The 24,160-nt window shown below is 71.3% G+C and carries 20 protein-coding genes and 1 pseudogene; 10 read left to right on the top strand and 11 right to left on the bottom strand.

From position 1 onward, the window contains the following. Positions 1 to 21: 21 nt before the first annotated feature. The gene (locus tag ACFW5B_RS12435) at positions 22 to 681 is read right to left on the bottom strand and encodes a GPP34 family phosphoprotein (protein WP_386437375.1); all 660 of its coding nucleotides are present in this window, start codon (positions 679 to 681) and stop codon (positions 22 to 24) included. 396 nt (positions 682 to 1,077) lie between these two features. Between ACFW5B_RS12435 and ACFW5B_RS12440 the strand changes: the two genes are divergently transcribed. Beyond that, entirely contained in the window at positions 1,078 to 1,449 is a 372-nt protein-coding gene (locus ACFW5B_RS12440; RefSeq protein ID WP_386437378.1) for an ArsR/SmtB family transcription factor, read from the top strand. A 157-nt stretch (positions 1,450 to 1,606) separates the two neighbouring features. On the opposite strand, the gene ACFW5B_RS12445 is transcribed toward ACFW5B_RS12440, so the two are convergent. Further along, positions 1,607 to 3,043 carry an FAD-dependent oxidoreductase gene (locus tag ACFW5B_RS12445; RefSeq protein ID WP_386437381.1) on the bottom strand — a complete coding sequence of 479 codons (1,437 nt, stop codon included), beginning with the start codon at positions 3,041 to 3,043 and terminating at the stop codon, positions 1,607 to 1,609. A 137-nt stretch (positions 3,044 to 3,180) separates the two neighbouring features. Between ACFW5B_RS12445 and ACFW5B_RS12450 the strand changes: the two genes are divergently transcribed. After that, complete coding sequence (locus ACFW5B_RS12450; RefSeq protein WP_386437384.1) at positions 3,181 to 4,656, top strand: DUF6214 family protein; 1,476 nt, start codon at positions 3,181 to 3,183, stop codon at positions 4,654 to 4,656. Positions 4,657 to 4,798: 142 nt separating this feature from the next. Here ACFW5B_RS12450 and ACFW5B_RS12455 read toward each other — a convergent pair whose 3' ends face one another. From ACFW5B_RS12455 to bla, 4 genes are all read right to left on the bottom strand, one after another. Then, positions 4,799 to 5,452: a TetR/AcrR family transcriptional regulator gene (locus ACFW5B_RS12455; RefSeq protein WP_386437386.1), complete on the bottom strand. Its 654-nt coding sequence runs from the start codon at positions 5,450 to 5,452 to the stop codon at positions 4,799 to 4,801. Between the two features lie 476 nt (positions 5,453 to 5,928). Continuing rightward, positions 5,929 to 8,517, bottom strand: coding sequence for an ABC transporter permease (locus tag ACFW5B_RS12460; RefSeq protein ID WP_386437389.1), 2,589 nt, complete (start codon positions 8,515 to 8,517; stop codon positions 5,929 to 5,931). A gap of 203 nt (positions 8,518 to 8,720) precedes the next feature. Further along, positions 8,721 to 9,503: an ABC transporter ATP-binding protein gene (locus ACFW5B_RS12465; protein WP_386437392.1), complete on the bottom strand. Its 783-nt coding sequence runs from the start codon at positions 9,501 to 9,503 to the stop codon at positions 8,721 to 8,723. A gap of 238 nt (positions 9,504 to 9,741) precedes the next feature. Next, positions 9,742 to 10,671: a class A beta-lactamase gene (gene bla, locus ACFW5B_RS12470; protein ID WP_386437395.1), complete on the bottom strand. Its 930-nt coding sequence runs from the start codon at positions 10,669 to 10,671 to the stop codon at positions 9,742 to 9,744. Between the two features lie 189 nt (positions 10,672 to 10,860). Between bla and ACFW5B_RS12475 the strand changes: the two genes are divergently transcribed. The 5 genes and pseudogenes from ACFW5B_RS12475 to ACFW5B_RS12495 all read left to right on the top strand — a co-directional run bounded on the left by ACFW5B_RS12475 (position 10,861) and on the right by ACFW5B_RS12495 (position 13,498). Next, entirely contained in the window at positions 10,861 to 11,733 is an 873-nt protein-coding gene (locus ACFW5B_RS12475) for a LysR family transcriptional regulator (RefSeq protein ID WP_386437398.1), read from the top strand. Then, on the top strand, positions 11,733 to 12,638 hold the full coding sequence (locus ACFW5B_RS12480) for a serine hydrolase (protein WP_386437401.1): 906 nt from the start codon (positions 11,733 to 11,735) through the stop codon (positions 12,636 to 12,638). The genes ACFW5B_RS12475 and ACFW5B_RS12480 overlap by 1 nt, the downstream gene beginning before the upstream one ends. A gap of 47 nt (positions 12,639 to 12,685) precedes the next feature. Then, positions 12,686 to 13,015: a DUF6333 family protein gene (locus ACFW5B_RS12485; protein ID WP_386437405.1), complete on the top strand. Its 330-nt coding sequence runs from the start codon at positions 12,686 to 12,688 to the stop codon at positions 13,013 to 13,015. Then, positions 13,012 to 13,089 (top strand): annotated as a pseudogene (locus ACFW5B_RS12490) (hypothetical protein); the annotation flags it as partial. The gene ACFW5B_RS12485 and the pseudogene ACFW5B_RS12490, both read left to right, overlap by 4 nt. Positions 13,090 to 13,102: 13 nt before the next feature. Beyond that, the gene (locus ACFW5B_RS12495) at positions 13,103 to 13,498 is read left to right on the top strand and encodes a zinc-binding dehydrogenase (protein ID WP_386437408.1); all 396 of its coding nucleotides are present in this window, start codon (positions 13,103 to 13,105) and stop codon (positions 13,496 to 13,498) included. 43 nt (positions 13,499 to 13,541) lie between these two features. Here ACFW5B_RS12495 and ACFW5B_RS12500 read toward each other — a convergent pair whose 3' ends face one another. After that, entirely contained in the window at positions 13,542 to 14,405 is an 864-nt protein-coding gene (locus tag ACFW5B_RS12500; RefSeq protein WP_386437411.1) for a DUF4190 domain-containing protein, read from the bottom strand. A 292-nt stretch (positions 14,406 to 14,697) separates the two neighbouring features. Here ACFW5B_RS12500 and ACFW5B_RS12505 point away from each other — a divergent pair, with 292 nt between their 5' ends. After that, entirely contained in the window at positions 14,698 to 15,312 is a 615-nt protein-coding gene (locus ACFW5B_RS12505) for a GPP34 family phosphoprotein (protein ID WP_386437414.1), read from the top strand. Between the two features lie 29 nt (positions 15,313 to 15,341). Here ACFW5B_RS12505 and ACFW5B_RS12510 read toward each other — a convergent pair whose 3' ends face one another. Then, positions 15,342 to 16,754, bottom strand: a complete 1,413-nt coding sequence (locus ACFW5B_RS12510) for an amino acid permease (RefSeq protein ID WP_386437417.1) — start codon at positions 16,752 to 16,754, stop codon at positions 15,342 to 15,344. A gap of 384 nt (positions 16,755 to 17,138) precedes the next feature. On the opposite strand from ACFW5B_RS12510, the gene ACFW5B_RS12515 reads away from it, so the two are divergent. Continuing rightward, a complete protein-coding gene (locus tag ACFW5B_RS12515; RefSeq protein ID WP_386437420.1) occupies positions 17,139 to 19,877 on the top strand; it encodes an ABC transporter substrate-binding protein in 2,739 nt (912 codons plus the stop codon). 32 nt (positions 19,878 to 19,909) lie between these two features. On the opposite strand, the gene putP is transcribed toward ACFW5B_RS12515, so the two are convergent. Next, entirely contained in the window at positions 19,910 to 21,412 is a 1,503-nt protein-coding gene (putP, locus tag ACFW5B_RS12520; protein ID WP_386437424.1) for a sodium/proline symporter PutP, read from the bottom strand. A 344-nt stretch (positions 21,413 to 21,756) separates the two neighbouring features. Further along, complete coding sequence (locus tag ACFW5B_RS12525) at positions 21,757 to 22,389, bottom strand: class I SAM-dependent methyltransferase (RefSeq protein ID WP_386437427.1); 633 nt, start codon at positions 22,387 to 22,389, stop codon at positions 21,757 to 21,759. 256 nt (positions 22,390 to 22,645) lie between these two features. Between ACFW5B_RS12525 and ACFW5B_RS12530 the strand changes: the two genes are divergently transcribed. Beyond that, positions 22,646 to 23,062, top strand: coding sequence for an Asp23/Gls24 family envelope stress response protein (locus ACFW5B_RS12530; RefSeq protein ID WP_386437430.1), 417 nt, complete (start codon positions 22,646 to 22,648; stop codon positions 23,060 to 23,062). A 45-nt stretch (positions 23,063 to 23,107) separates the two neighbouring features. Here ACFW5B_RS12530 and ACFW5B_RS12535 read toward each other — a convergent pair whose 3' ends face one another. Next, entirely contained in the window at positions 23,108 to 24,151 is a 1,044-nt protein-coding gene (locus tag ACFW5B_RS12535) for an SMP-30/gluconolactonase/LRE family protein (RefSeq protein ID WP_386437806.1), read from the bottom strand. Between the last annotated feature and the right edge of the window lie 9 nt (positions 24,152 to 24,160).

Raw genomic sequence — 24,160 nt, forward strand, 5'->3', positions numbered from 1 at the left:
TTCGGTGGGCAGGTGGCGGGCCTAGCTTCCGGCCGTGGCGCCGGCCACGGCGACAACCGTTATGGCTGCCTGCACGGCGCGGATCGCAGTGCGAACGCTCTCGGCTGCCCACTGACCGGTCGCGATGGCTGCCATCCGGTCGGTCACCTGCTTACGGGGGGCGTCGGGGAATGCCAGGCGGTGCAGCTTGGTCGCGTGGAGCAGGGCGATGAGGCCCGCTGTGCGCTCGTCCGGTGCCGTGCCTTCCAGGACGACGGCCTGGAGTCGCCGGCGCAGCTCCGTCTCGGGTGCGCTGTCGGCCTTGAGGTAGCGACGCATCGGGAACAGGCCGAGGACCTTGTAGTGCTGCTCGATGACCACGCCGCGCGCACACAGGCTGTCCATGGCCGCGCGGGCGGCGTTGCCCCGGTCCTTTGTCAGCCAGTCCGTCACGCGGCGCTTTTCGCGGCCGCCCAACCAGGCGTCGAGCAGCGCCATGCGGTCATCGAGCAAGGGCTCACCGGTCGGCGTCCCGTCCGTCTGTTTGAGGTGCTTGCCCTCGACGGATGCCCTCCCGGCGAGGACCAGGTCCAGCAGGATCCCGCCCGCGACGGCCCAGCCCGCCGCCTGTCGCTGCTCCAGTACTCCGGACTCGTCGTCCAGTGAGAGCAGGATGATTTCCTCGGCCAGTGTGATGGCCATTCTTGGTCCCCCGATACGTCTCGTGGCTGTTGCGGTCGGCTGGTCGAAAGACGCCCGGGTCCTCCAGGCGGTTGCGTGGGCGCTCGCCGTGCGGCCTCTCAGTCGTCGGACATGCCCTGGGTTTTCGGATCGCTGTATGTCCCTGTTGACCCGACCCGACCCGACCCGACCGCCCCGACCCGACTCGCGCGGTGGGCGGTGGGGTAGGTGGTGGGGTAGTCGTCTGGTGGCCTGGTGCGGCGATGTGTCTGTAGGCGTCGGGCCTTCGTGCCGTGGTGCCGCTGTGGGCGGGGTGTTCTGTGACGGATGTCAAACTACGATGCTTCTCGTACAATAAGCGGGCGGGGCGGCGCGACCAGGCCATACCGCGTCCCGCCGAAGAAATCAGGAGCCGCCATGCCGACCGATACGACCTCTCCGCGTACCTCGTCGGGCTCCCGTTCGCTGGAGCATCCGGCCCGTGCGGACATCCGGCTCGCCGACGTGCTGCATGCCCTCGCTGACCCGATGCGGCTGCGGATCGTTTGTGCCCTGGCGGCGGCCGAGGGCGAGCTGAACTGCGCGGATATCGAACTTCCGGTCAGCAAGTCGACCTGCACGCACCACTTCAGGGTGCTGCGGGAGCATGGCGTCATCCAGCAGTTCTACCGGGGCACGGCGAAGATGAACGGGCTGCGCCGGGACGATCTGGATGAACTCTTCCCCGGGTTGATCGACGACGTCCTCAGGGGTGCGGAACTGCAGGCCCGCCGCCTTGGGGAGGGGTGAGAGGGGCCGGCCTCGGGGGGGAAGGGTTGCCCGGGGCGGGGCCGGTGTGGTGTAGCGAGGCGGATGCCTCTGGTCCGGTCGCTTCCGGTCACCTCCGGCCGCTTCCCCTCGCGTCCGGCTGACCGGCTCGTCGGCTCAGCCGGCTCGGCCCACAGTCTCAGTCGGACGGTTCCGCCGAGCGGGCCGCGTTCAACAGCCCTGCCCAGTCCGGCAGCTTGACCGTGCCGCGTCCCAGCCCGTGGCCCCACTCCGCCTCGGCGGCCTCGATGGCCAGCCAGCCCGGCCACGGGACCGGCCGCTGCCCGGCGCGGATCAGCGCCGCCACCGGATCCTCGGCCGTACGGTGCGCCGCCCCTGCCGCCAACGGGCCCCCGTCCGTACCGCGCGCCGCCAGTGCGGGGGCGTCCGCCAGCAGCGACGACGCGGTCTCCTTCGCGCACGGCCGGTTCGTGCCGATCACCCCCGTGGGGCCCCGCTTGATCCAGCCCGCCACATACACACCCGGGAGCGGCGCCCCGTCCTGCAGCACCCGCCCCGCCAGATGCGGCACCGTCCCCGTCGCCTCGTCGAACGGCAGACCGGGCTGCGGCGTCCCCCGGTAGCCGACCGAACGCAGCACCAACTGCCCCTCGATTTCCTCGAATTCGCCGGTCCCCGAGACCCCGCCCGCCCCGTCGGGCGCGGTCCGCTCGAACCGGACCGCGCGGACGCCGCCGTCGTCCCCCAGGATCTCGACGGGCCGCAGGAAGAACCGCAGATGGATACGGCGCCGAGGGCGCGCGGGCGGCGCCCCGGCCCCCGCGTCCGGGTTCTCCGGGCCGGTCGCCGGCCGCTCCGCCCAGCCGCGCAGCACCTCGACGTTCCGCCGCGCCGCCGCGGGCAGCTCGCCCGGGTCCCGGTACGCCGGGTCCAGTGCCAGTTCCTCGGGCCGTACCCGTACGTCCGTATCCGGAAGGGAACCCAGCTCCCGCAGCTCCTTGGTGGTGAACTTCGCCTGGGAGGGGCCGCGTCTGCCGATCATCCAGACGTCCTCGACGTGGCTGTCCGCGAGCGCGCCGAGCGGTCCCTGCGGCATATCGGTCGCGGCGAGTTCGGCGGCGCCACGGGACAGCATCCGGGCCACGTCCACCGCCACGTTCCCCACTCCGATCACGAGGGCCGACCTGGCTGCGAAGGTGAAGCGGAGCGCGGCCGCATCGGGATGCGCGCTGTACCAGGCGACGAACTCGGTCGCCGGATGGCTGCCGGGCAGATCCTCGCCGGGGATGCCCAGACGCCGGTCGGTGGCGGCGCCCACACAGAACACCACGGCATCGAAGATCTTCCGCAACTCCGCGATGCCCAGCCCCGGCGCCCCCACCTCGACATTCCCCAGGAAGTGGGCCCTGGGGTGCTCCAGCACCGTACGGAGATTGTTCTGCAGTGACTTGATCTTCTCGTGGTCCGGGGCGACGCCGTAGCGCACCAGACCGTACGGGCAGGGCAGCCGGTCCAGGACGTACACCTCGATGTCCGGTACGGTCTGCTGCTCGATCAGGGACTGGGCGGTGTAGACGCCGCTGGGCCCGGAACCGATCACTGCGACACGAAGCACGAGTGGCCCCTTCTGCGGGATACCCCCAGGATCGCACCGGCGGGCGCGCGACGGGAGATGCGCTATCGGGGTTGCTCCCCGTGGGATGAGCGTGCCGCGCCACTGGGCCGGGTGAGCGGGGGGCTAGGTTTTCAAATGTGTCGGAAAGTGACTTTTATACCGTTAATCACCGATATGAAGCCCAGGGCGCGCCCTTGGAGTGGCCCACATGGGAGCTGCGGGCGCACGGCTCCGCCGCGCCCGCTCCCGACCCCGCCGCCCCGGACGATCCGGCCGGACCCGGGGGGCCCGGTTGCCCGCTGCCCCGGCTCGACCCGCTGGGCCCCTGGTGCAGCGCCCGGCTGACCTTCGCCGACGGCGCCCGGGTCGATGTCCTCGTGACGGTCTCCGACGATCACATCACCGTCGAGGACGTACGTGCCGACCCGCCGCTGACCCTCGGCGGCCTCGCCGACCTCGCCCGCTGGATCGACGGCCCCCTGGATGACGCCTTCCGGGCAGCCACCGGACGCCCACGGAAGCCCCGCCCCACACCCCGGCAGCCCGGCCCGGCGGACGTGGTACGGGAGCGGAGTGGGGGATGGCACGACGGGCTGGCGTCGGAGCCGGAGCCGCAGCCGGAGTCCGTGTGCGGTGTGGCGGACGATCCGGTACGGGGTCAGCGGCCGGCATCGTCGCCTGAGCCGCTGCGGCACGCTCGGTCCGGGACGGGAACGGAGTCCAGGGGAGAGGCGGGAGCGGAAACGGGAGCGGCGCCGGGACGGTCGGGCGTCGGAGCGGGGGCGGCGGCGGAATGCGCGAGGCCGCCGGGGGGTGAGGTGACGGAGGCGGAGAGACGAGAGATGCAGGAGACGGGGGAGACGGGGGAGGCAGGGGCAGGAGTGGTGCCGACGAGATCGGGGTCGCCGACGGGGATGGGGGCGGCGACAGGGACGACGGCGACGGAGCCGACCGGGATGGCGGCGGCGGATGTGGCGGGCGTCGCCGATGGTGAGAGTGAAGCGAAGCCGGCTCCGACCGGTGCGGGCCTCGGCCACCCCGCCGGCCTGCCTGCCTCCCCGGCCCCCGACTCACGTGCGGAGCAACCCTGCGAGCAGGTTCCCGGGGAGGCCCCCCGGAAAGCGTCAGGGAAAGCATCACGGCAGGCGCCAGGACGGGCATCCAAGAGCGCCGCCAAGAACGCAGCCAAGGCTGCCGCGAAGAAGGCCGCCAAGGGCGCCGCAGGACGGTCTGTACCTTCCTCGCCGTCCGCGCCTGCCCCGCCGTCCGCCTCAGCGACGTCATCCACGCCGCCCGGGCCGCCCACGACACCTGACTCACCCACGCCCGACTCGGCATCCACACCCCCCGATGGCTCGGCGCCGTCTCCGGCATCCGCGCCGCTCCCCTCCACCACACCGGCGGCGCGGGCCCGTTCCGCCGTGCTCGCGCGGACGCGGACCGGGGAGCGGCGCAAGGTCGCCGCGGACGCCTACCGGCAGGCACAGCGGGAGGGGCGCGATCCGGTGGCGGCCGTCATGCTTGCCACCGGCCGTAACCGCCGGAGATCCTTGCGACTGATCGCCGGCGCCCGCGACGACGGACTGCTGACGCCGCGCCACAACAAGCGTTAGGGCCTGTCTCCCCGGTCTCCGCGGGCCGTCCCGTGGCGGCGGGTGTCGTGCCACAGCAGCCCAACCCGCAGACCGGGCCCGGCCGGCCCCAGACGCGTCTCACCGTGATGCCGGCGCAAGTCAACGTCCAGACTCAGCCCGACTACCGCTGGCCACCCGGTCCCGGTCCCCGCGTCCCGCCGGACGGCGTTCCCTCATCCGAGGAGACCCCCAACTCACCCTCCAGTCCGTACCGCTGGAGAAGTTCCGTACGCAGCCGGTCCCGTGGCATGGCCGCTCCCGGCAGCAGCATCGCCACCACCGAACCCATCAACAGGGCCCGCAGCAACGGATAGTCGGTATCGGGATCGGACGATCCGTACGCCACCAGGGTCTCCCGCAGTAGCCTGGCCAGTCGCTGCTGCTCGGGGCACCGGATGAAACCCTCGGCTGTCAGAATCCCCGCCATGTGCGTCCGCATCAGCAGCGGATGGGCATCCGCAAGCCCCAGGATCGCGTCGATGGCCCGGGTCATCAGCTCCCGCCCGGCGTCCGGTCCGCTCGGCCTCGGCGCACGCTCCAGCGCCGCCTGTAGCGTGAGGTGCATCAGCCGGTGCACGGCGGACTGGAGCAACTGCCGCTTACCGGGGAAGTAATAGGAGACGAGCCCTCGCGCGACTCCCGCCCGCCGGGCGATCTCCGTGAGCGTCGTCGCCTCGTAGCCGCGCTCTGCCACCAGGTCGACCGTCGCCTGGAGCAGCCGCTCGCGGGAGCGCCGCCGCAATTCTTCATTGACCGATGCGCTGCGGGGGGACATCCTGTAACTCCTGCGTTGACTGGCTTGGGGCCAACACACTCAGTATGACTCCGGATCCCCGCCACGGGAACGGATCCGGTCAAGCAGCCCGATTCGGGCGACGCGGGGGATCGCCCGAATCGGGTGACGATGAGACCGGGGACGGCCTCGCGACCTGTGTCATCCCAGGTCAGCAGGGCGTCCCCGGCTCATATCGGCAAGCGGTCGGGGTGTTTTTGGCCCTTCTCCCTTCTGCTCGTGCCGTGCTGACTCCCCGACGTCTTTTGTTTCGGATGTCCTTGAGTCCTAGCTGTTCTGACGGCACATCAGCAGTCTCCCGATATCAGGGACTCCTGCCTGTTCTGGTCGGTGGAGATGCTGGGGGCTGCCGTCATCATCTGGTTCTTTTCGGGCGCCCGTCATTGACCGGTTTTCTCCGCAACGTCGCGGCGCGTCGTCGAGCCGCGGAACAGGTCCCTGCGGAGTAGCCGCTCGGCTCAACTCGGCTGGATCGACTGCAGCATGTTCAGGCGGGCTGCCCGGCGGGCCGGCCAGACCGCGGCCAGGAGGCCGATCAGTAGCGCCAGTGCCAGGAAGATGCCCAGCCGGTCCCAGGGCAGTACGGTCTCGAACGCCGGCATTGAGGTCGTGGTCAGGTTGCCGCCGGCCCAGGCCAGGAAGATGCCCGTGCCGATGCCGAGCACCGCGCCGAACAGCGAGATCACCACCGACTCCAGCCGGACCATGCGACGGACGCCGGAGCGGTCGAGGCCGACGGCCCGCAGCATCCCGATCTCGCGGGTGCGCTCGAAGACCGACATGGCCAGGGTGTTGACCACACCCAGGATCGCGATGACGACGGCCATGCCGAGCAGCCCGTACATCATGGTGAGGACCCTGGAGATCGACCTGCTGTTCTCCTTGATGAGCTGTTCCTGGTCCCGGACCTTGAGCAGCGGGCTGTCGCCGAGCGCGGCACGGATCTTCCGCTCCAGGCCGGCGGTCTTTCCGGACTCGGCCTTGACCAGCACGTTTTCCAGCTCGCGGGGGCTGGTGGAGTACGGCAGCACATCGCTCAGCGCACCCAGCGCGTCGTCGGCGGCACGGCTCTTGGCGTAGATGCCGACCACTGTCAGTTTCCGCTTCGCGTCCGGACCGGTGTCCGCGCCGTTGCCCATCCGGGCATCGACGGTGTCGCCGACTCCGAGCCCGGTCCGCTCGGCGAACGTGTCGGAGAGCGCGATCCGCCCGGGGCCGACGTCACGCAGCGAACCGGCCCGGAAGTCGAGTTGGGCGGCCTTGCCGAACGCCCGCGGGTCCGTGCCGGTCAGCACGGCGTACTGGCCCCGGGCGTCGAGCCCCGCCGAGGTGACGGGAGCGGCCGCGGCGACACCGGGTACCCGGGCGAGCTTGCCGGCCGCGTCGCTGTCGAGGCCGCGGGCGGAGCCGTAGGTGACCTTGTAGTCGGCGGTCAGCCCCTGTGTGGCCTCGATGTCCATGGCGCGCTGGGCGGAGCGCCCACCGACGGTCAGGCCGGTGATCAGGGCGAGCCCGATCATCAGGGCGGATGCGGTGGCGGCGGTGCGGCGCGGGTTACGCAGTGCGTTCTCCTTGGCCAGCTTGCCGCTGACGCCGAAGAGCCGGGTGGTGACCTTGCCCGCCAGGGTGATCAGCGGCCTGGACAGCAGCGGAGCCAGCACGATCACGCCGACGAGGGTCAGCGCGGAGCCGAGCATGGCGGTGAGCAGATTCGATTCGGAGGTCTGGTGGAGGGTGGAGACGTAGAGCATCACCAGCATCCCCGCCGCGGTGAGAAGGGCGCCGAGCAGATTGCGGATCAGCAGGGCACGGGCGGGCGGTGCCTGGTCGACGCTGCTGAGTGCCGCGACGGGGGCGATCCGTGCGGCCCTGCGGGACGGCAGCCAGGCGGCCAGGACGGTGACCACGACCCCGACCGCGAGCGACACCGGCGGGGCCGTGGGCGTGATGACCAGGGGGCCGTCGGGCAGTCCGGCGCCGGTCGTGTTGAGCAGGGGCGGCAGGGCGGCGGCGATGCCGAGGCCGAGTGCGAATCCGGCGGCGGACGCCACGAGTCCGAGCAGCGCGGCCTCGATGAGGACGGAGCGTACGACCTGGCGGCGCGAGGCTCCCACGGCGCGCAGCAGCGCGATCTCACGGCTGCGCTGGGCGATGAGCATGGTGAAGGTGTTGGCGATGAGGAACACCCCGACGAACAGCGCGATTCCGGCGAAGACCAGCAGGGTCTTGGTGAGCGACCGGGTGGCCTCGGCGATCTGGGCGGACTGCTCAGCGGCCAGGTCCACTCCCCTGGTGGCCCTGGCGCCCCGCTCGGGGAGCAGCGCCCGCACCTGTTCGGTCAGCGCGCGCTCGTCGGTACCGTCCTTGGCCGCGACCGCGATCTCGTCGAACTGCCCGGGGCGGAGGAACAGTTCCTGTGCGGTCCGGGTGTCGAAGAGCGTCAGGGGGCTGCCGGCGGTGACCCGAGGGTCGTCGGTGGAGACGATGCCGACCAGCTTCTTTGCCAGCGTGGGCCCGTCGATGGCGAAGCGGACGGTGTCGCCGATCCGGTAGCCGGCCAGCTCAGCGGTCCGGGCGTCCAGTGCCAGCTCGCCCTGGGCGGCGGGACCGCGGCCCGCCGTGAGCGGGAAGCGGCTGTCCTTGCCTCCGGGGCCGGGCAGGTAAGTGGTGGCCAGGTTCTGGCTGTTGTCGTCGGCGTTGACCGGGTGGCCGTCCTTGGCGGCCAGGGTGGCCGTGCCGTTGACGGTGGGGCGTACCGAGGCCACACCGGGCAGCCGGGCGATTTTCCGGGCCAGCACGGTGGTGAGGACGGTCGTCCGTTGGTCTGATGCGCCGCCTGCCGGCGTATCGGGGGTGGCATCGTCCGCTCGTACGGAGACGGCCACGCCCTTGAGGCTCTCGGCCGACGCGCTGCGGAGGGCGTTCGCCGTGGTGTCGGCGAAGACGAGGGTGCCGGAGACGAAGGCGACACCGAGCAGGACCGCGAGCGCGGTCATCAGCAAACGGGCTTTGTGCGCAAGGACATTGCGCAGGGCGGTACGCAGCATGGTGGGCCAGTCCTGGGAGTACGCGAATGGGTACGCGAGGGGAGTGTGCGAGGGGTGGGGCAGGGAGGCGGCGCGGGAGGGGCGCGCGCCGGGTGAGGCGCGAGGCTGTACGGGACGGGCACCGTACGGGACGGGCGCCGTACGGGACGGCGCTGTGCGAGACGGATGCCGTACGGGAGCGGCGCGTCAGCCGGTCCGTGTCGTCAGTCCGTCCGCACCGTGGTGTCGAAGTGCCGCATCCGGTCGAGGACGGTCTCGGGAGTGGGGGCGGGCAGCTCGTCGGTGAGCTGTCCGTCGGCGAGGAAGACCGCCCGGTCCGCGTAGGAGGCGGCCACCGGGTCGTGGGTGACCATCACGACCGTCTGCCCCAACTCCCGTACCGAATCCCGTAGAAAGCCCAGGATCTCCGCGCCGGAACGGGAGTCGAGGTTGCCGGTCGGCTCGTCCGCGAAGATGATCTCCGGCCGGGAGGCCAGCGCGCGGGCCACGGCGACGCGCTGCTGCTGGCCGCCGGAGAGCTGCGAGGGACGGTGCCGCAGCCGCCCAGAGAGGCCGACGGTCCGCACGATCAGGTCCAGCCACTCCTGGTTGGGCGTGCGGCCGGCGATGTCCAGCGGCAGCGTGATGTTCTCCAGGGCGTTCAGGGTGGGCATCAGGTTGAACGCCTGGAAGACGAAGCCGATCCGCTCCCTGCGGAGGCGGGTGAGCCGGCGGTCGTCCAGGCCGGACAGCTCGGTGTCACCGATCCGGGCCGAGCCCGCGGAGACCGCGTCGAGCCCTGCCATGCAGTGCATCAGCGTCGACTTGCCGGAGCCGGACGGCCCCATGATCGCGGTGAACCGGCCGCGGCCGAACTCCACGGAGACCGAGTCGAGGGCGACCACGCGGGTCTCGCCCTCGCCGTAGACCTTGGTCAGCTCCGTCGCGCGGGCGGCGACGCCGGCGGGCGCCCGGGGGCCGGTGGTCAGGGTGGCGGGCTGCGACATGGATACTCCCGGGAGGGGTGCGGAGGTGCGGAATTCCCGATCCATCGTTGTCGCGGCGCATCCCCGATGCGTCGCTCCCAGGTCGGGAATGCGCCGCCCTCCGAAGGGCGGATCCGCCGCGGCCGGGTCGCACTCACGGACCACGGCCCCTCTGCCCGAAGAGAGAGCCGGGTCCCGGCCGGGTCGTCTCCCGGCCCGGGTCCCGGCCCTCACCCCACAGCTACGACAGCTACGTCAGTTACGAGAACTTGGCGGCGACCACCGACGCCGCCTCCGCGACCAGCTTGTTGTCGTAGTCGGCGTCCTTCTCGGTGCGGTTCGACAGGATCGCGACGACGAGGGGGGCGCGACGACCGGCGGGCCACACCACGGCGATGTCATTGCGGGTGCCGTAGGTGCTGCCGGCGCCGGTCTTGTCGCCGACCACCCAGCCCTTGGGCATCCCGGCCCGGATGAGTTCGCCACCGGTGGTGTTGTTCCGCAGCCACCGGGTGAGCTGTGCGCGTCCGCCCTTGCCGAGGGTGTCGCCGAGGACGAATGAACGCAGGTCCTCGGCCAGCGCCCGCGGTGTGCTGGTGTCCCGTGTGGCGCCCGGGGACCATTCGTTCAGCTCGGTCTCGCGGCGCTCCATCCGGGTCGTGGCGTCACCCATCTTCCTGAGGTCGGCGTTGAGGCCCTTGGGGCCGCCCAGCGCGTCGAAGAGCAGGTTGCCCGCGGTGTTGTCGCTGTACCGGACCGCGGCATCGCACAGATCGCCCAGGCTCATTCCCGTTCCCACATGCTTTTCGGTCACGGGGGAGTGGTCGACCAGATCGTCCTTGGAGTACTTGACCACCCGGTCCAGCCCGCTCGCCGAGTACTTCCGCAGGACGGCACCGGCGGCCAGCGCCTTGAACGTGGAGGCGAAGGCGAACCGTTCGCCGTCGTTGTAGGCCACCTCGCGACCGCTGCCGGTATCGACGGCATAGATTCCCAGCCGTGCGTCGAACTTCCGCTCCAGCCGTTTGAATGCGCCGGTGTACGGCTTGGCCGCCGCGTCCGACCGCTCCGCCTCGGCGGCCGGGGACGATGCGGCAGAGGAGCCGCCGTCCCCGCACGCTGCCAGCGGGACGAGGGTGAGCACGGTCAGTGCGCCGAGGACGGCGCGTCGGGCGCGGGTGAGCTGCATGGTCCAACCTCCGAGTCGCCCCTGTGGCACCGGCGCACAGGGGATCCGAGCGACCGGACCCACCAGGGCCTGGTCGTGCAGCCACCCTCACCCCGGGGTGGCTATGCGAGCCAATACGCTGATGCGCCTTTTCATGCCGATCTGGCATAGGCTGCGGCTGTGGACCTGGTGGGAGCGTGCCGTGCGTTTGTGAGCGTGAGCGATCGCGGCACCTTCACCGTCGGCGCCGCAGCCGCCCGGATGTCCCAGTCGGTGGCCAGTCGTCGCGTCGCCGCCCTGGAGGAATGCCTGGGTGAGCAGCTGTTCCAGCGCACCGCCCGGCGAGCGGTCCTCACGCCCTTCGGACGGGACATGCTGCCGATCGCGAGGAGGCTGGTGCAGGCGGCCGATGTGCTGCTCGACGAGGCGGAGGCCGCCCAGCGCAAACCGTGGCGGCTCGCGGTGCCCGGCATCTGCTCCACGGCCGCTCTCGCCCGCCTCGTCGCCGAAGCCCGCGGGTACGGCATCACACTCGACCTCCGCGTCGCGGCACCGGCGGAGCGGATGGAGCTCATCCACTCCCAGCAGGTCCGGGCCGGTGTGCTCGCGGTGCCGCCGCCCGAGGCGACCTGGTCCGTGCCGCTCGGCCTGGCCGGCGCGGAGGACCCCGGCAGGAAGCGCGTCCACCTCGAAACGCTCCGGGTCTCCCGGGGCGGCCCGGACCGCGTCCGCCGCGTCTGGATCCAGCCGGAGGACGATGTGCCGCACATCCGGGACCCGCTGACGCGACTGCGTGACGCGGTGGGTCTGCGGCCCGCACAGCTCGCCGTCGCGGCGGACCTGCCCACGGCCGCGGCGGAAGTCCTGTGCTCCGGCGACCTGTTGCTGTGCTCACCCGCGCAGGCGGCGGAACTGGACCTGATCTGGCGCCCGATGGGCGGAATCACCCTCAGTCGCGGTTTCACCCTGACCGCCGCCGCGGCCGGCACCCCACAGCACATCCAGGCCCGCCTGGGCGACGCGATCGCCCGCTGCCTCGGCGCAGACCACCAACGGGCCCGCACCACGGGCGGAGAGCCGTAGTGAACACCGAGACCCTGCTCCGCGACCTGCGCCGGCAGCTCGACGACGGCGGGCTGCACGGCTGCCTGTTCGTACGTGATCTGCATACCGGCGAGGAGATCGGGATCGAGCCGGACACCCAGCTGCCCGCCGCTTCCCTGGTCAAGGTCCCGCTCGCGCTCGCGACCGCCGAGCGCATCCGGCGCGGCGAGCTGGACGGAGCGATGCCGCTCGAAGTGCGACCCGGCAGGATCACCGCACCCGGCCCCACCGGCTTGAGCCGGTTTCGTCACCCCGCCCGGATCGCGATCGACGACCTGCTCTATCTGAGCACCTGCCTGAGTGACGGAACGGCGGCCGACGCGCTGTTCGACCTCACCCCGCCCGCCCAGGTCGCCGCCCTTCTCCGCGAACTCGGCCTCGACGGCATCACCGTCCGCCACACCATCGACGAGCTGACCGATACGCCCGCGGAACGCTTCGACGCCGCCCAGGCGCACCTTGCCCATGCCCTCGCCATCGATGCCGGCACCAGCGGCGGCGGCCACCGGGTTCCGCAGCTCGACACCTCCCGTGCCAACACCGGCAGCGCCCGCGCCTTCGTCGACCTGCTGCAGGCCCTGTGGACCCCGTCCGCCATCCACCCACAGGTGGCCGAGCGGGTACGCGGCCTCATGGCCCAGAACCTGCTGCGGCACCGGCTCGCCCCGGACTTCAGCTCCGATGCGACCACTTGGTCCTCCAAGACGGGCACTCTGCTCAACCTCCGCCACGAGATCGGAGTCGTCGAGCACTCCGACGGCCAGACCTTCGCCGTCGCGGCCCTCACCGAATCGCTGGTACCCGCCAGTTCACAGCCCGGAGCCGAAGCCCTGATGGCCCACATCGCCCGCACCCTGCGTGATCACCTTCGCCAGCTCCACTGACCCAAGTCAGCGCCCCTGGCCCGGTGTTCCGCACTACGGTGTCGTCCATGAACGATCCCGGCTTCTGGACACTGCCGCCCGACCGGATGGTTCACGGCGGCGGCTGCCTCCACAACATCACCGTCGTGCAACCCCCGTTCACGGTCCGCGCCGAGGAGCTGCCGCCCAACGACCCTGCCGCGGCACGCGCACGAAGTGCCCAAACTGGCCGAGCGGTTCCCCGACGCACGGATCGTCGGCCGGGGCGAGGTGGACTGCGGCGAGGCCCACACAGATCACCGGCTTCGGTGCACCGGACACCCTGCGGATCAACGACGTTGAGCGCCCCGCTCCCCGTGCGGATGAGGTCCTGGTATCGGTCGAGGCGGCAAGTGTGAACGGGCTCGACACCATCGTTCGCTCCGGGGGGCTGCGGGTCGTGACCGGGCGCCGGTTCCCGATGGGGGTGGGGCTGGACTTCGCCGGTGTCGTCGCCGCGACCGGTGCCGAGGTCCCTCCAACACCAGGCGGGCGACCGGGTGTGGGGCACGGTGCACCCGCTCAAGCGGCACACCGTCGCAGGCGCCGCCGAATACGTCGTGGTGACCGCGGACCGCATCGGGCCCGCACCGGCGGACCTCGCGTCGGTCGAGGCGGCCTCCCTGGTCGTCGCGGGAACGACGGCGCTGACGGCGCTGACGGCGCTGCGGGACACGCTGCATCTCAAGGCCGGTGAACGCGCCGGATATGTGACCTCCGGCGGACTGAAGCCCGTCATCGACAGCGTGTATCCGCTGGCCGGCATCGCCTCGGCGCACCAGGCGTTCGAGCGGGGCGGTGTGGTGGGCAAGCAGGTGGTGGAGGTGCGGGGGAGTAGCTGAGGGTGCAGCAACGCGCCCTGGCACAACGGATTGTGACGTACCGTCAGTTAAGTGGCCCGCTCCAGGAGGCGTCCTTCCACTGCATGGCGTCCGGGCTGAACTCGACCTCGATGCGGTCGGCGGCGTCGGGCGGCAGCGAGAAGGCGTACTTCCCGACGGCTTCCTTACCGGGGAGGACGTAACCGGTGATGACCTTCTGTCGTCCGCTGCCGTCGATCAGCAGCTCCGCCGAGGCCCCGTCGGCATCGCTGACCTCGGGCAGCCCGGTGTCCACCTTGACCCGTGCGGTGCCGGTGTTGACCACCCTGACCGTGACCTGGACGGCCTTGTTGCCCTTGGCGTGCCCGAGGACATAGTCGTCCGGGATGTACGGCTTCGGCTCGGTGATCGTGACCTTCAGCCCGTTCTCGAAGGTGTAGGACTCGCCGAACGCGAGGTGCCGGGCCTTTTCCGACGCCGATGCGGAGGCCTTCACGTCTGCGACCTCGGCGCGCGCCTTGTCGGCGACCTTCTGCACCGCGGTGACGGTGAGGACCGCGCCGCCGGCCGCGACCAGCAGACCGGCCGCGCCCAGGACGACACCGGTCAGCGCCATTCCCTTGTTCGTCGCCCGGCCCCTGCGGGCCTGGCTCAGCCCGATGGAGCCGAAGACGACCGCCAGCAGGGCCGGCAGCCAGGACAGCCAGAACAGGATGACGAGCAGACCGAGGACGACGCCGACGATGCCGAGCACCAGGGCGGTGAGGCCCATGCCGTTGCGGGACTGCGGTGCCGGTGTGGGGGCCGGCGGGTACGGCGCCCAGGGGGAAGCGGCAGGCGCTCCGGGCGGCGGCGGGCGCCACGGGTCGTGGTCGTCCGGTATCCGGTCACCGGGCTGCCGGCCGTCGGGTGGCGTGGGCATGGTCATGCGCAGTCCTTGAAGTAGATGAACTGGCGACATTAGCAGTCGGTTTGCTCATTCATCACTGGATTTCGGGCAGATCCGGACAGGGCGGGGCGGAGGGCGAACTCCGGGAGGCGGACCGCATGTCTCGCGAGTGCCGGGAGCCATGGACGGTCGGCGGGCGAACAGCTGCCGGAAGCGCGACCATGGGACCGGAGACCGGTACCCGGCCTGAGCGGCCCGACCGGCCCGTTGGCGGAGGCAGGACGGGCGGTCGGCGACGTGGGCGGGCTGCCGACGAGGCAGGGAGCCGTCCATGACCACACCGCGGGATCTGCTGATCGTCGCCATGGACAGGGAGTCCGGCCGGTCCTTGGAACGCGGTGATCTGTCCCTCGTGCTCGCCGGGGCCGAGCTGATCGATCTGCTCGGCTCCGAGGCCGCCCGACTGGAGGGCGACCGGATCGTGCCGGGTTACCGGCCGGCGATCCCGGACCGCCTGCTGGACCAGGCCGCGTCCTCACTCGCCCAGGAGGCGCCGTACGAGTCGGTCGACGACTGGCTGTGGCGCAGGGGTCACGGACTGGCGGCGGCCTATCTGGCCGCCTTCGAGGACGAAGGGCAGCTCACCAGGGAACACCGCCGCTGGCGGCCCTTCCGGAGCGACCGGACGGTGCTCACGGATACCCCCGCTCGCCGCCAGGCCACGGACCGCTGGACCGCGCACGAGTCCGTGCTCACCGCCCTGGCCACCGCAGCGGGCCTCGACGGCACGCAGAACGGCGACGAGCCCGATGTGACCGACGAAGCGGTCATCACCGTGCTCGCCGCCGTTCATGATGCGGTCCGGGAGCTGGAGGCCGAACGGCAGCGCCGGGCCCTCGAGAAAGCGGCTTTCGACAATGTCTGGCGCGGCCCCGACGGCATCTGACCGCCCTGGTTCGCCGCGCCGAGCCGCGCTCAGCTCTCGGTGGCGGCCCGCCGGTCGCGGAGCTGCTTGAGGTGACCGGCGCCGGCCAGCGCGGCGACCACGACGGCCGTGCCGAGGAGCTGCTGACGCCCGTCCTCGCTCGCGGCCATGACCGCGAACACTCCGAGGATGGCGGCGAACGCGACCCAGGTCAGATAGGGGAAGCCCCACATCCGCACCGAGAGCAGCTCGGGTGCCTCGCGCTCCAGGCGGCGGCGCATCTTCAGCTGGGTCAGGCAGACGATGGACCAGACGACCAGCACCGCGCAGCCGGCGATGTTCAGCAGCCAGGTGAACACGGTGGTCGGCCAGACGATTCCGGCGATCACGGCCGCGAAGCCAAAGACACAGGACGCCAGCACGGCAGCCATGGGCACACCGTTCGTGACCTTGGCCAGGAAGCGCGGCCCCTGGCCCCGGTGGACGAGGGAGTAGGCCATGCGCGACGAGCCGTAGATGTTGGCGTTCATCGCGGACAGCAGCGCCACCAGCACCACGACCTGCATGATCGTGCCGGCCGCCGGGATACCGAGCTTGTCGAGCACCGTGACGTACGGGCCGTCCGTGGCGACCCGCGGGTTGTTCCACGGCACCAGGGTGACGACCACTGCCATCGAGCCGATGTAGAAGAGTGCGATGCGCCAGACGGCGGTGCGGACGGCGCGGGCCACGTTCCGGCTGGGGTTGTCCGACTCCGCCGCCGCGATGGTGACGGTCTCCAGCCCGGCGAAGCCGGAGATCGTGGTCAGCAGTCCGGCGGCGAGCCCTGCGGCGCCGCCCGGGAAGAAGCCGCCGTGGTCGGTGAGGTTGCTGGTGCCGGGCGCGTCGCCGAACACCCCGAGGATGCCCAGCACGCCCAGCACGAGGAAGGCGACGATCGTGGCGACCTTGATGGCGGAGAACCAGAACTCGAACTCGCCGAAGTTCTTCACGGCGGTCAGGTTGCTGCCGCAGAAGAACGCCATGAAGATCGCCACCCAGCCGTAGGCGGGGATGAACGTGACCCAGTTGTGCATGATCGAGCCCGCCGCGGTGGCCTCGGCGGCCACACCGGCGCAGAGCATCAGCCAGTACATCCAGCCCGAGGTGGCACCGGCCCAGGAGCCGACCTCTTCCTCGGCGTGCACCGAGAACGAGCCGGTGGACGGCCGGGCCGCGGACATCTCGCCGAGCATCCGCATGATCAGCATGACCAGCGCACCGGTACCCATGAAGAGGAGGACGATGGCCGGTCCGGCGGCGGCGATGCCGACTCCGGAGCCTACGAAGAGCCCCGCGCCGATGACTCCGCCGAGCGCGATCATTGACAAATGGCGCTGCTTGAGGCCGTGTGACAACACGGACTCGGAGTTCTGCCCGGCCTCCGGAGCGTTCTGGGGGGACCGGGTATTAGTCCGACTCATGGTCGTGCCTGTTCATTGGGTGAGACGTCAGGTGAGCCACACGAGTCTGGGGGGCGTGTTGTGCGTACGACGTGAACGCCCGCCATTCGGACGGATCGCTCACTTGGTGTGAAGGTGTCGGCACGCTGTGGAGCGGCTCGCTTGGGGTGATTACCACGCGGAGTGGGGTGTAACGACCGCAGGGGGAGCGCAAGTTGTGCGGACGTGGCCGTAGTTGGCGGGGAGTCGGGAGCGTGCGTATGGCGGCCTGCGCAGTATTGCGCGCGGGGCTCGGGTGATCGCATGAGTCGGGTGGGGAGTTGACACGGTTCCCGGTTTATTGCAGGGGCATACGGATATGGTTCATGTCACTTGTGGGTGGGGTGACTTGAATTCGGGGGAATCATGACCGTGCCTTTCGGTGTGCCCGCGCATTTTCCTGACGACACCGGTGCCGACACCTTCGTCGCGCAGTTCCCCACGGTGGTGGCTCCCGCGGACCGCGAGTATCTGTCGACCAAGCCGCCGCTGTTCCTGTTACGGGTGCCGGGGAGCGGCGACGAGTACGAGCGGCGGGTCCGCCGCGTCGTCGAGGCGTTACGGCAGCCGCTCGATGACATGGGGAAGCTCGTCCCCCACGCGGTGCTGGAAGCCGGGGCGGCGGACACCGGCCTGCTGGCCGCTGTGGCGGGGGAGCGGCTCGGATACGGGATTCCCCGGCACATGATTCCCGACCGCCTTCCGCATTTCTCGCTGCTCCGCGATGTGATCGCGGAGGTCATGGCACACGGAACCGGGACCGGAGCGGCCATCGGCGCCAAGGCGTTACGTGACAAGGCCTATGCGCAACGGGTCCAGCGGGGCGGGCTGCCGGCCGTGCTCTGGAAGCTCGGCGGTGGTGAGAACCCGCCGGGCGACAGCTTCTACGGCTGGCTGCTCGGCCTCCTGTGGGTACCGCTCACCCAGACCTTCCCGCGCTGGTGGTGGGCGCTGCGCAAGACCCGTCAGCTCGTCCGGCCGATGCGCCTTTCGCCGTTCCGCCGCGAGCGGTGGCTCGGCGCCGAACTCAACGCCGAGCGCGGCAAGGAGAACCTCTTCCGGGTGCTGGACGACATGGCCCGGCGGCAGGTGGTGCGGCTGGCGCTCGACGCGTCCCACCCCCAGCGGGAGGAGTCGCTCCAGCGGCTGGAGGACCTGCTGGTGCGGGCGCTGCTGGAGGATCTGCGGGTGCCGTCGCCCGGCCGGCTGCTGCCCCGGCGGCGGCGCCGGACCGCCCGGCCCGTACTCGTGGTGGAGGTGCCTCCGGAGGGGACGGCGGGGGCGGTGCAGGCCGAACGGATGCTGCGGGCGTTCCACCGGGCGCATGCCGCGGCACAGCCGCCGGGCCCGCTGGTCATCGCGGTGGGCCGGCCCTCGGACACGCTGCTGGCGGAGCTCGGCAACCCTGAGGAAAGCAACTTCACCCAGGCGGGACTCCAGCTGACCCAGAAGGACGGCCGGCCGGTCCTGGTGACGCTGCGGGAGGAGCCGCTGACCCGGCACGGGCTGCCCATTCTCCGGGTGAACCCGAAGACGTTCAACACGAGTTGGCAGACCACGACCTCGCTGGTGACGGCCGGAGCGGTGGCGTCCGCGGCCGTGCTCGGCGTCTGGGCCGCCGGTGTGATCCGGGGGCCGCAGGCCCATCCCTGTGTCGGCGGAGACGACTCCGTCGCCGCGTCCGCGCAGGCCGAGCCGGTCAGCGTCCGGCCCAAGGAGTGGTACGACGCCGCCGCCGACGCGATCCGCAAGGAGAACAAGCGGGCCGAGGCCCTCGCCGTGGACGCCGGCCGGACGGTCCGCACCGTCGTGGCCTTCGAGTCGAACCGGCCGACCACCGAGATCAACACCCGGTTCGACGGCAGCATCCCCGAACTGCGCGGAATCGCCTTGTGGCAGCGGCAGTTGAACGACGAGGCCATTTCCGACGACACCCGGGTGCCGCTGCGGGTGGAGGTACGCACCACGGGAAAGGACTTCCAGGACGCCGAGCAGGAAGCACGGAAGCTGGTGGCCGAGCAGGGTGACGGCCGCCCCCGGAAGCCCTACGAGCAGGTCATCGGCGTCCTCGGGTACTCCCAGAGCAGGGACGAGACCCGGGCCGCCCTGAAGGTGCTCGGCGCGGCGGGGATCCCCACCCTCGGGACCACGGCCACCGCCGACGAGATGCTGGACGGGGACAATCAGAGCTACTGGCCCTTCGCACCGGCCAACAGCACGGAGTCCCGGATCGAGGCGGACTTCGCGAGCCGGTTCGACATCGTGGCGCGGCGGAACGGACAGGCCGGATGCACCACCGCCGAACAGGCCGTCATCGTGCAGAGCCCGGCGGATCTGTACAGCAGAAGCCTGACGGAGAAGTTCAGCCACGACTTCCCCGGCCGGTCGCAGGTCATCAACTTCGCGCAGAACGGCGACTTCCGGCGTGCGCCCGCCGGCACCCCCCGGGTGACCAGCGCGCACGACCTGGCGGGCACGGTGTGCCGGGCGCTGAAGGCGCAGCCGCGATCCATCGTGTTCTGGTCCGCGCGCGCCCGTGACTTCATCGCCTTCATCAACGCCCTGAACACGCAGGGGACGTGTATCGAGGACGATCTCACCGTGCTGGGCGGCAACGAGCTGACGATGGTGGCGCAGACCGGTTCGTTCAGCGACAAGCGCTGGCTGCGGCTCTACTACTCGTCGCACCGCATCCCGGTCACGGACCGGCGGGCGAGCGACAAGACCCGGCAGTTCGTCGACGCCTATGACCGCTTCGTGCGCACCACCACGCAAGGTGCCGACCCCTGGCGCCAGGACGGGCATGCGGCGGTCGCGTACGACGCCTTCCATGTCCTCTCCCGGGCGGCCGATGTCACCTACCGCGACAAGCACGCCGACCGCCGGTCCATGCTGACCGCGCTCTCCAGCGGTATGACCTTCGACGGGGCGACCGGCTACATCGCCTACCAGGCGGGCGCCAACACGGCCCCGCCCGACAAGACCTTCGTGCTGCTGCGCCAGGGTGCCAAGGGGGCGGTCTCGGTGGTCGCCTGCGGCGCCTACCGGCAGGGGCTGGCGACCCAGGAGCAGGGCCCGCCGTGCGCCGCCGACGGGAATCGCTGACCCGGCCGGCCCGCATCCTGGTGCCGGCCGCCTCAGCCGACCGGTACCGCGCCGGCGTGCTTCCGCTCCATGGCGCCCGTCCAGATGCGGCGCGGCGGGCGGCCGACGAACTTGCCGAACAGCAGCGCCGCCGCCGTGGCCGCGACGACGCCCGGCACCATCTCGTAGATGCCGGACCGGAGCGGCCCGAGCAGCGGGTCGATGTGCTTCCACAGGACGACGGTGGCCGCGCCGGTGACGATGCCGGCCATCGCCCCGGCCCGGGTCATCCGCGGCCAGTAGAGCGACAGCAGGATCACCGGCCCGAAGGCCGCACCGAAGCCCGCCCAGGCGTACGCGACGATGTCCAGCACGGCGCCGCCGCTGAGCGCGATGACGTACGCGACCAGGGCGACCACGACCACCGTCGCGCGCGCCGCCAGCACCATGGACGCGTCCGAGGCCTGCCGCTTGACGAACGCCCGGTAGAAGTCCTCGGTGAGGGCCATCGCCGAGACCAGCAGCTGGCTGTCCGCGGTGGACTTGATCGCGGCCAGCACACCGACCAGCAGAATGCCGGCGACCCAGGGATTGACCAACTGGGCGCAGAGCGCGATGAAGACCGTCTCCGGATTGTCCAGCGTCTGGTCGAGGGCGGCGATCCCCACCAGGCCCACCAGCGAGGCACCCGCCAGGCAGACGACCACCCAGCTCACGCCGATCCGGCGGGCCCGGGGAATCTCGCGGGTGCTGCGGATGCTCATGAAGCGGACCAGGATGTGGGGCTGGCCGAAGTAGCCCAGTCCCCAGGCCAGCAGGGAGATGACCGCCACCGCGCCGAGCGGCCCGCCCGATGTCCACCGGCTGCCGTCGAAACCGGCCTGTGCCCCCATGTCCAGCAGGGCCGGGCTCTTGCGGGTGAGCACGTCATGGAACGCCCCGAAGCCGCCCAGCGTCGCGATGCCGATCGCCGGCAGTGCCACGGCCGCACCGAACATCACCGTCGCCTGGATCGAGTGCGTCACACTCACCGCGCGGAAGCCGCCCAGAACGGTGTAGACGACGATGACCACGGCGAAGACGGTGAGTGCGAACTCGAAGCCGCCGCCGAAGATCCCCTCGAACAGCACGCCCCCGGCCAGCATTCCGCTCGCCACGTAGACGGTGAAGAAGACGACGGTGACGGTCGCCGAGACCAGCCGCAGCATTCTGCTGCCGTCCTCGAACCGCTCCTCCAGATACGCCGAGAGCGTCTTGGCGTCACCGGCCAGCTCGGTGTACGTCCGTAGCCGCGGCGCGACCAGCAGCCAGTTGAGATACGTGCCGATGGCCAGCCCGACGGCGATCCACGAGGCGCCGATCCCGGCCGCGTACACGGCGCCGGGAAGTCCCAGGAACAGCCAGCCGGACATATCACTGGCGCCCGCGGACAGCGTCGCCAGCGGTGCGCTCAGCCGGCGGCCGCCCAGGGCGAAATCGGAGAAGGTCACGGTGTCCTGATACGTCCAGATACCCACGGCCACCATGCCGAGCAGGAATATCCCGAATGTGATCATGACGGGTACGATCAGGGGTGTCACCACTTGCTCCCTAGCTGCTGGCACTGCCATCGACGGCACGGGCGCCCAGGGGTGATCTCATGAGGAGATCCCGGGGGGCGAGAAGGCTCCGGCGCGAGCAGACGATACGGATCCGCCACCGGGAGCGGCACCCTTTTGACAGATGTCCTTGGCCGCCGCGGGCCCCCGCGACCCCCGGTCCCCGCAGGCCCGGGACGGTATCGGTGGCAGACACTATCGTGGAGCCGTGTGCACGGCATCGCTCAACTGTCGTTCATCGCACGTGAGTTGGCGCAATCCGTGCGGGTGGGTGCCGCTCACCGGTGCCGCAGCCGCAGGAGTCAGGCGGTCCGGCGGCGGAGCTTCACCGTGTTGTCGGTGCGCGGGTCCGGATTCCCGTCGTGATCGGTCCGGAAGCTCGGGTGCTCCTCGCAGCGCAGCAGCTCCCACTCTCCGTCCGGCAGGCGGAGGGACTCGACGACTTCGTCCGGAGTGGGCAGCGGTACGTCCGACTCGGGGTCCCAGGCGGGCATGCCCGCGTGTCCGACGATGAGCAGCACCCCGCCGGGTGCGACGGCGGCGGCGGCCCGCTGCAGGATCTCCTCGCGCGGCATGGCGTCGTGGGAGTGCAGGAATTGGGCCGTGACGAGATCGAAGCGGCCGGCCGGGAACGAGGAGCCGAGGTCGTGCCGCTGCCAGTCGATGCGGTCGGCGGCCGCGGTCGCCGCCGCGTGTTCGGCCGCCCGGCCGAGGGCGACGGCGGAGATGTCGACGGCGGTGACCCGCCACCCCCGCTCGGCGAGCCAGATCGCGTCCGCGCCCTCCCCGCATCCCAGGTCCAGGGCCCGGCCCGGGGCGAGGTCACCGGCCTCCCGGACCAGGGCGGAGTTGGGGCGGCCGCTCCACATCCGGTCGCTCTGCGCGTAGCGGGCGTCCCAGTACTCCGCGTCCGGGACGGTGGCGTCATGGGTCATGGATCCTCCTCGGTCGGTGTGCCTCGGGCAGGCCGGTGGCGCCGTTTCCGTGCCGTACCGCCTGTGCCGGGATGTTCCGCCCGGGGCGGCGAAAATGACAAGGTTCTTTGCCGCATCGGCAAAGTGGGAGGTGGGGGACGGGCCGACGGCCCCGCGGCCGCCGCGGCCCGTCTCGGGAGGCAGCGTCACCCGTACGGCCATAGCGTGAAGAGAGGGCCGAAGACTTCCCCTCGATGGAGCACTGGGGTGATGCGCAATGACCGAGTTCGCAGAGCGCGGGTCGCGGAACACCGGGCAACTGGGGCGGACGACCATCGCCGACGGTGTGGTCGCGAAGATCGCCTACCTGGCCGCCGGTGAGGTGACCGGAGTTCACGCCCTGGGCAGCGGCCTCTCACGGTCGGTGGGAGCGCTGCGCAAACGCGTACCCGGAGGCGGCACCACCACCACGCACGGTGTCAAGGTCGAAGTCGGCGAGAAACAGGCGGCGGTGGACCTGGACATCGTCGTGGAGTACGGCGAGGTCATCCCCGAAGTGGGGCAGGCGGTACGGGAGAACGTGATTTCCGCGGTGGAGCGGATGACCGGTCTCGAGGTCGTGGAAGTCAATATCGCGGTCAGCGACGTACGGCTCCCCGAGGAGGAGGAGGCCGGAGCGGAACGGGTGGTGTAACGGCACCGCGCGGTCCACGACGGCGGATGCGCTGCGCGCGGCGGATCAGCGCGCGGGGGCCGCGCGGTCCGCCCCGGGAAGCGCGCAGACGGCGATCCCGCGCTCCGCGACACTGCCCATGACCAGGAGTTTTCCCGTCCGGCAGACACTGGTGACCATCCGGTACGGCGACCGTACGGCGCGCAGATCGCAGGCCGTCGTGCCGTCCGGGCGGACCGCCAGCACCCGCGCCGTCGGATGCGGCGGCAGGGAGAGCCGCAGCCGCTTCGCGACCTCCCAGGCCGTCCGCCGGACCGGGCGCGGCAGCTCGTGCAGCAGCTCCACACCGGCGGACCGCGGCCGGGCCAGCGCGACCCAGAACACGCCGTCCGGACCGCGCGAGAGGTTGTCGGGGTACCCGGGCAGACCGTCGGCCAGGGTGTCGGCGGTGCCTGCCCGCGGGCCGGTGAGCCAGTAGCGGCAGAGGCGGCGAGCCCCGCTCTCCGCCACGACCAGGTAGGAATCGTCCGGGGACAGGGCCACGCCATTGGCGAACTGCAGGCCCTCCAAGAGGACTTCGGGTCTGCCGCCGGGCCGTAGCCGCAGCAGCTGACCGGTTCCGGTGTGCTCCAGGAAGTCGCCCAGCCAGGTGTCGAGGCCGTGGCGACGGCTGGAGACGGTGAAGTAGACGGTGCCGTCCGCCGCGGCGGTGGCATTGCTGCAGAACCGCAGGGGCGCGCCGGCCACCTCGTCGGCGAGCACCCGTACGGCCCCGCGGCGCGGGTCGAGGTGCAGCAGCCCGCGCCGGGCGTCGCACACCAGCAGGTCGCCGCCGGGGAGGGGCTGCAGACCGAGCGGTCTGCCGCCGGTGTGTCCCACGGGGGTTGCCTGCGCCACCTCGCCCGAGGCCGAGAGGCGCAGCCGCCAGACCGCGCCGTCCGCGGCGCCTGCGAAGAGACCGCCCTCGCCATCGGCCACCACGTCCTCGGGACCCTCGATCCCGGGCGCGACGACACGGAGCGCCGGGAACGCCCGCGGGCCGCCCGGTGCGGCGCGCTCCGTGAACGGCGGGCTCACCGCGTCCTCCGGCGCCGGACAGCCGTGCCGCAACTCCATCTC

This window comes from Streptomyces sp. NPDC058773, assembly GCF_042746015.1.
GTDB lineage: Bacteria > Actinomycetota > Actinomycetes > Streptomycetales > Streptomycetaceae > Streptomyces.

Excerpts from the sequence above, each read along its gene's own strand:
- ACFW5B_RS12510 (WP_386437417.1), bottom strand. The coding sequence starts at position 16,754 with ATGAGTCGGACTAATACCCGGTCCCCCCAGAACGCTCCGGAGGCCGGG.
- ACFW5B_RS12455 (WP_386437386.1), bottom strand. The coding sequence starts at position 5,452 with ATGTCCCCCCGCAGCGCATCGGTCAATGAAGAATTGCGGCGGCGCTCC.
- ACFW5B_RS12530 (WP_386437430.1), top strand. The coding sequence starts at position 22,646 with ATGACCGAGTTCGCAGAGCGCGGGTCGCGGAACACCGGGCAACTGGGG.
- ACFW5B_RS12465 (WP_386437392.1), bottom strand. The coding sequence starts at position 9,503 with ATGTCGCAGCCCGCCACCCTGACCACCGGCCCCCGGGCGCCCGCCGGC.
- ACFW5B_RS12525 (WP_386437427.1), bottom strand. The coding sequence starts at position 22,389 with ATGACCCATGACGCCACCGTCCCGGACGCGGAGTACTGGGACGCCCGC.
- ACFW5B_RS12505 (WP_386437414.1), top strand. The coding sequence starts at position 14,698 with ATGACCACACCGCGGGATCTGCTGATCGTCGCCATGGACAGGGAGTCC.
- ACFW5B_RS12485 (WP_386437405.1), top strand. The coding sequence starts at position 12,686 with ATGAACGATCCCGGCTTCTGGACACTGCCGCCCGACCGGATGGTTCAC.
- ACFW5B_RS12515 (WP_386437420.1), top strand. The coding sequence starts at position 17,139 with ATGACCGTGCCTTTCGGTGTGCCCGCGCATTTTCCTGACGACACCGGT.
- ACFW5B_RS12500 (WP_386437411.1), bottom strand. The coding sequence starts at position 14,405 with ATGACCATGCCCACGCCACCCGACGGCCGGCAGCCCGGTGACCGGATA.
- ACFW5B_RS12440 (WP_386437378.1), top strand. The coding sequence starts at position 1,078 with ATGCCGACCGATACGACCTCTCCGCGTACCTCGTCGGGCTCCCGTTCG.
- ACFW5B_RS12435 (WP_386437375.1), bottom strand. The coding sequence starts at position 681 with ATGGCCATCACACTGGCCGAGGAAATCATCCTGCTCTCACTGGACGAC.
- bla (WP_386437395.1), bottom strand. The coding sequence starts at position 10,671 with ATGCAGCTCACCCGCGCCCGACGCGCCGTCCTCGGCGCACTGACCGTG.
- putP (WP_386437424.1), bottom strand. The coding sequence starts at position 21,412 with ATGATCACATTCGGGATATTCCTGCTCGGCATGGTGGCCGTGGGTATC.
- ACFW5B_RS12460 (WP_386437389.1), bottom strand. The coding sequence starts at position 8,517 with ATGCTGCGTACCGCCCTGCGCAATGTCCTTGCGCACAAAGCCCGTTTG.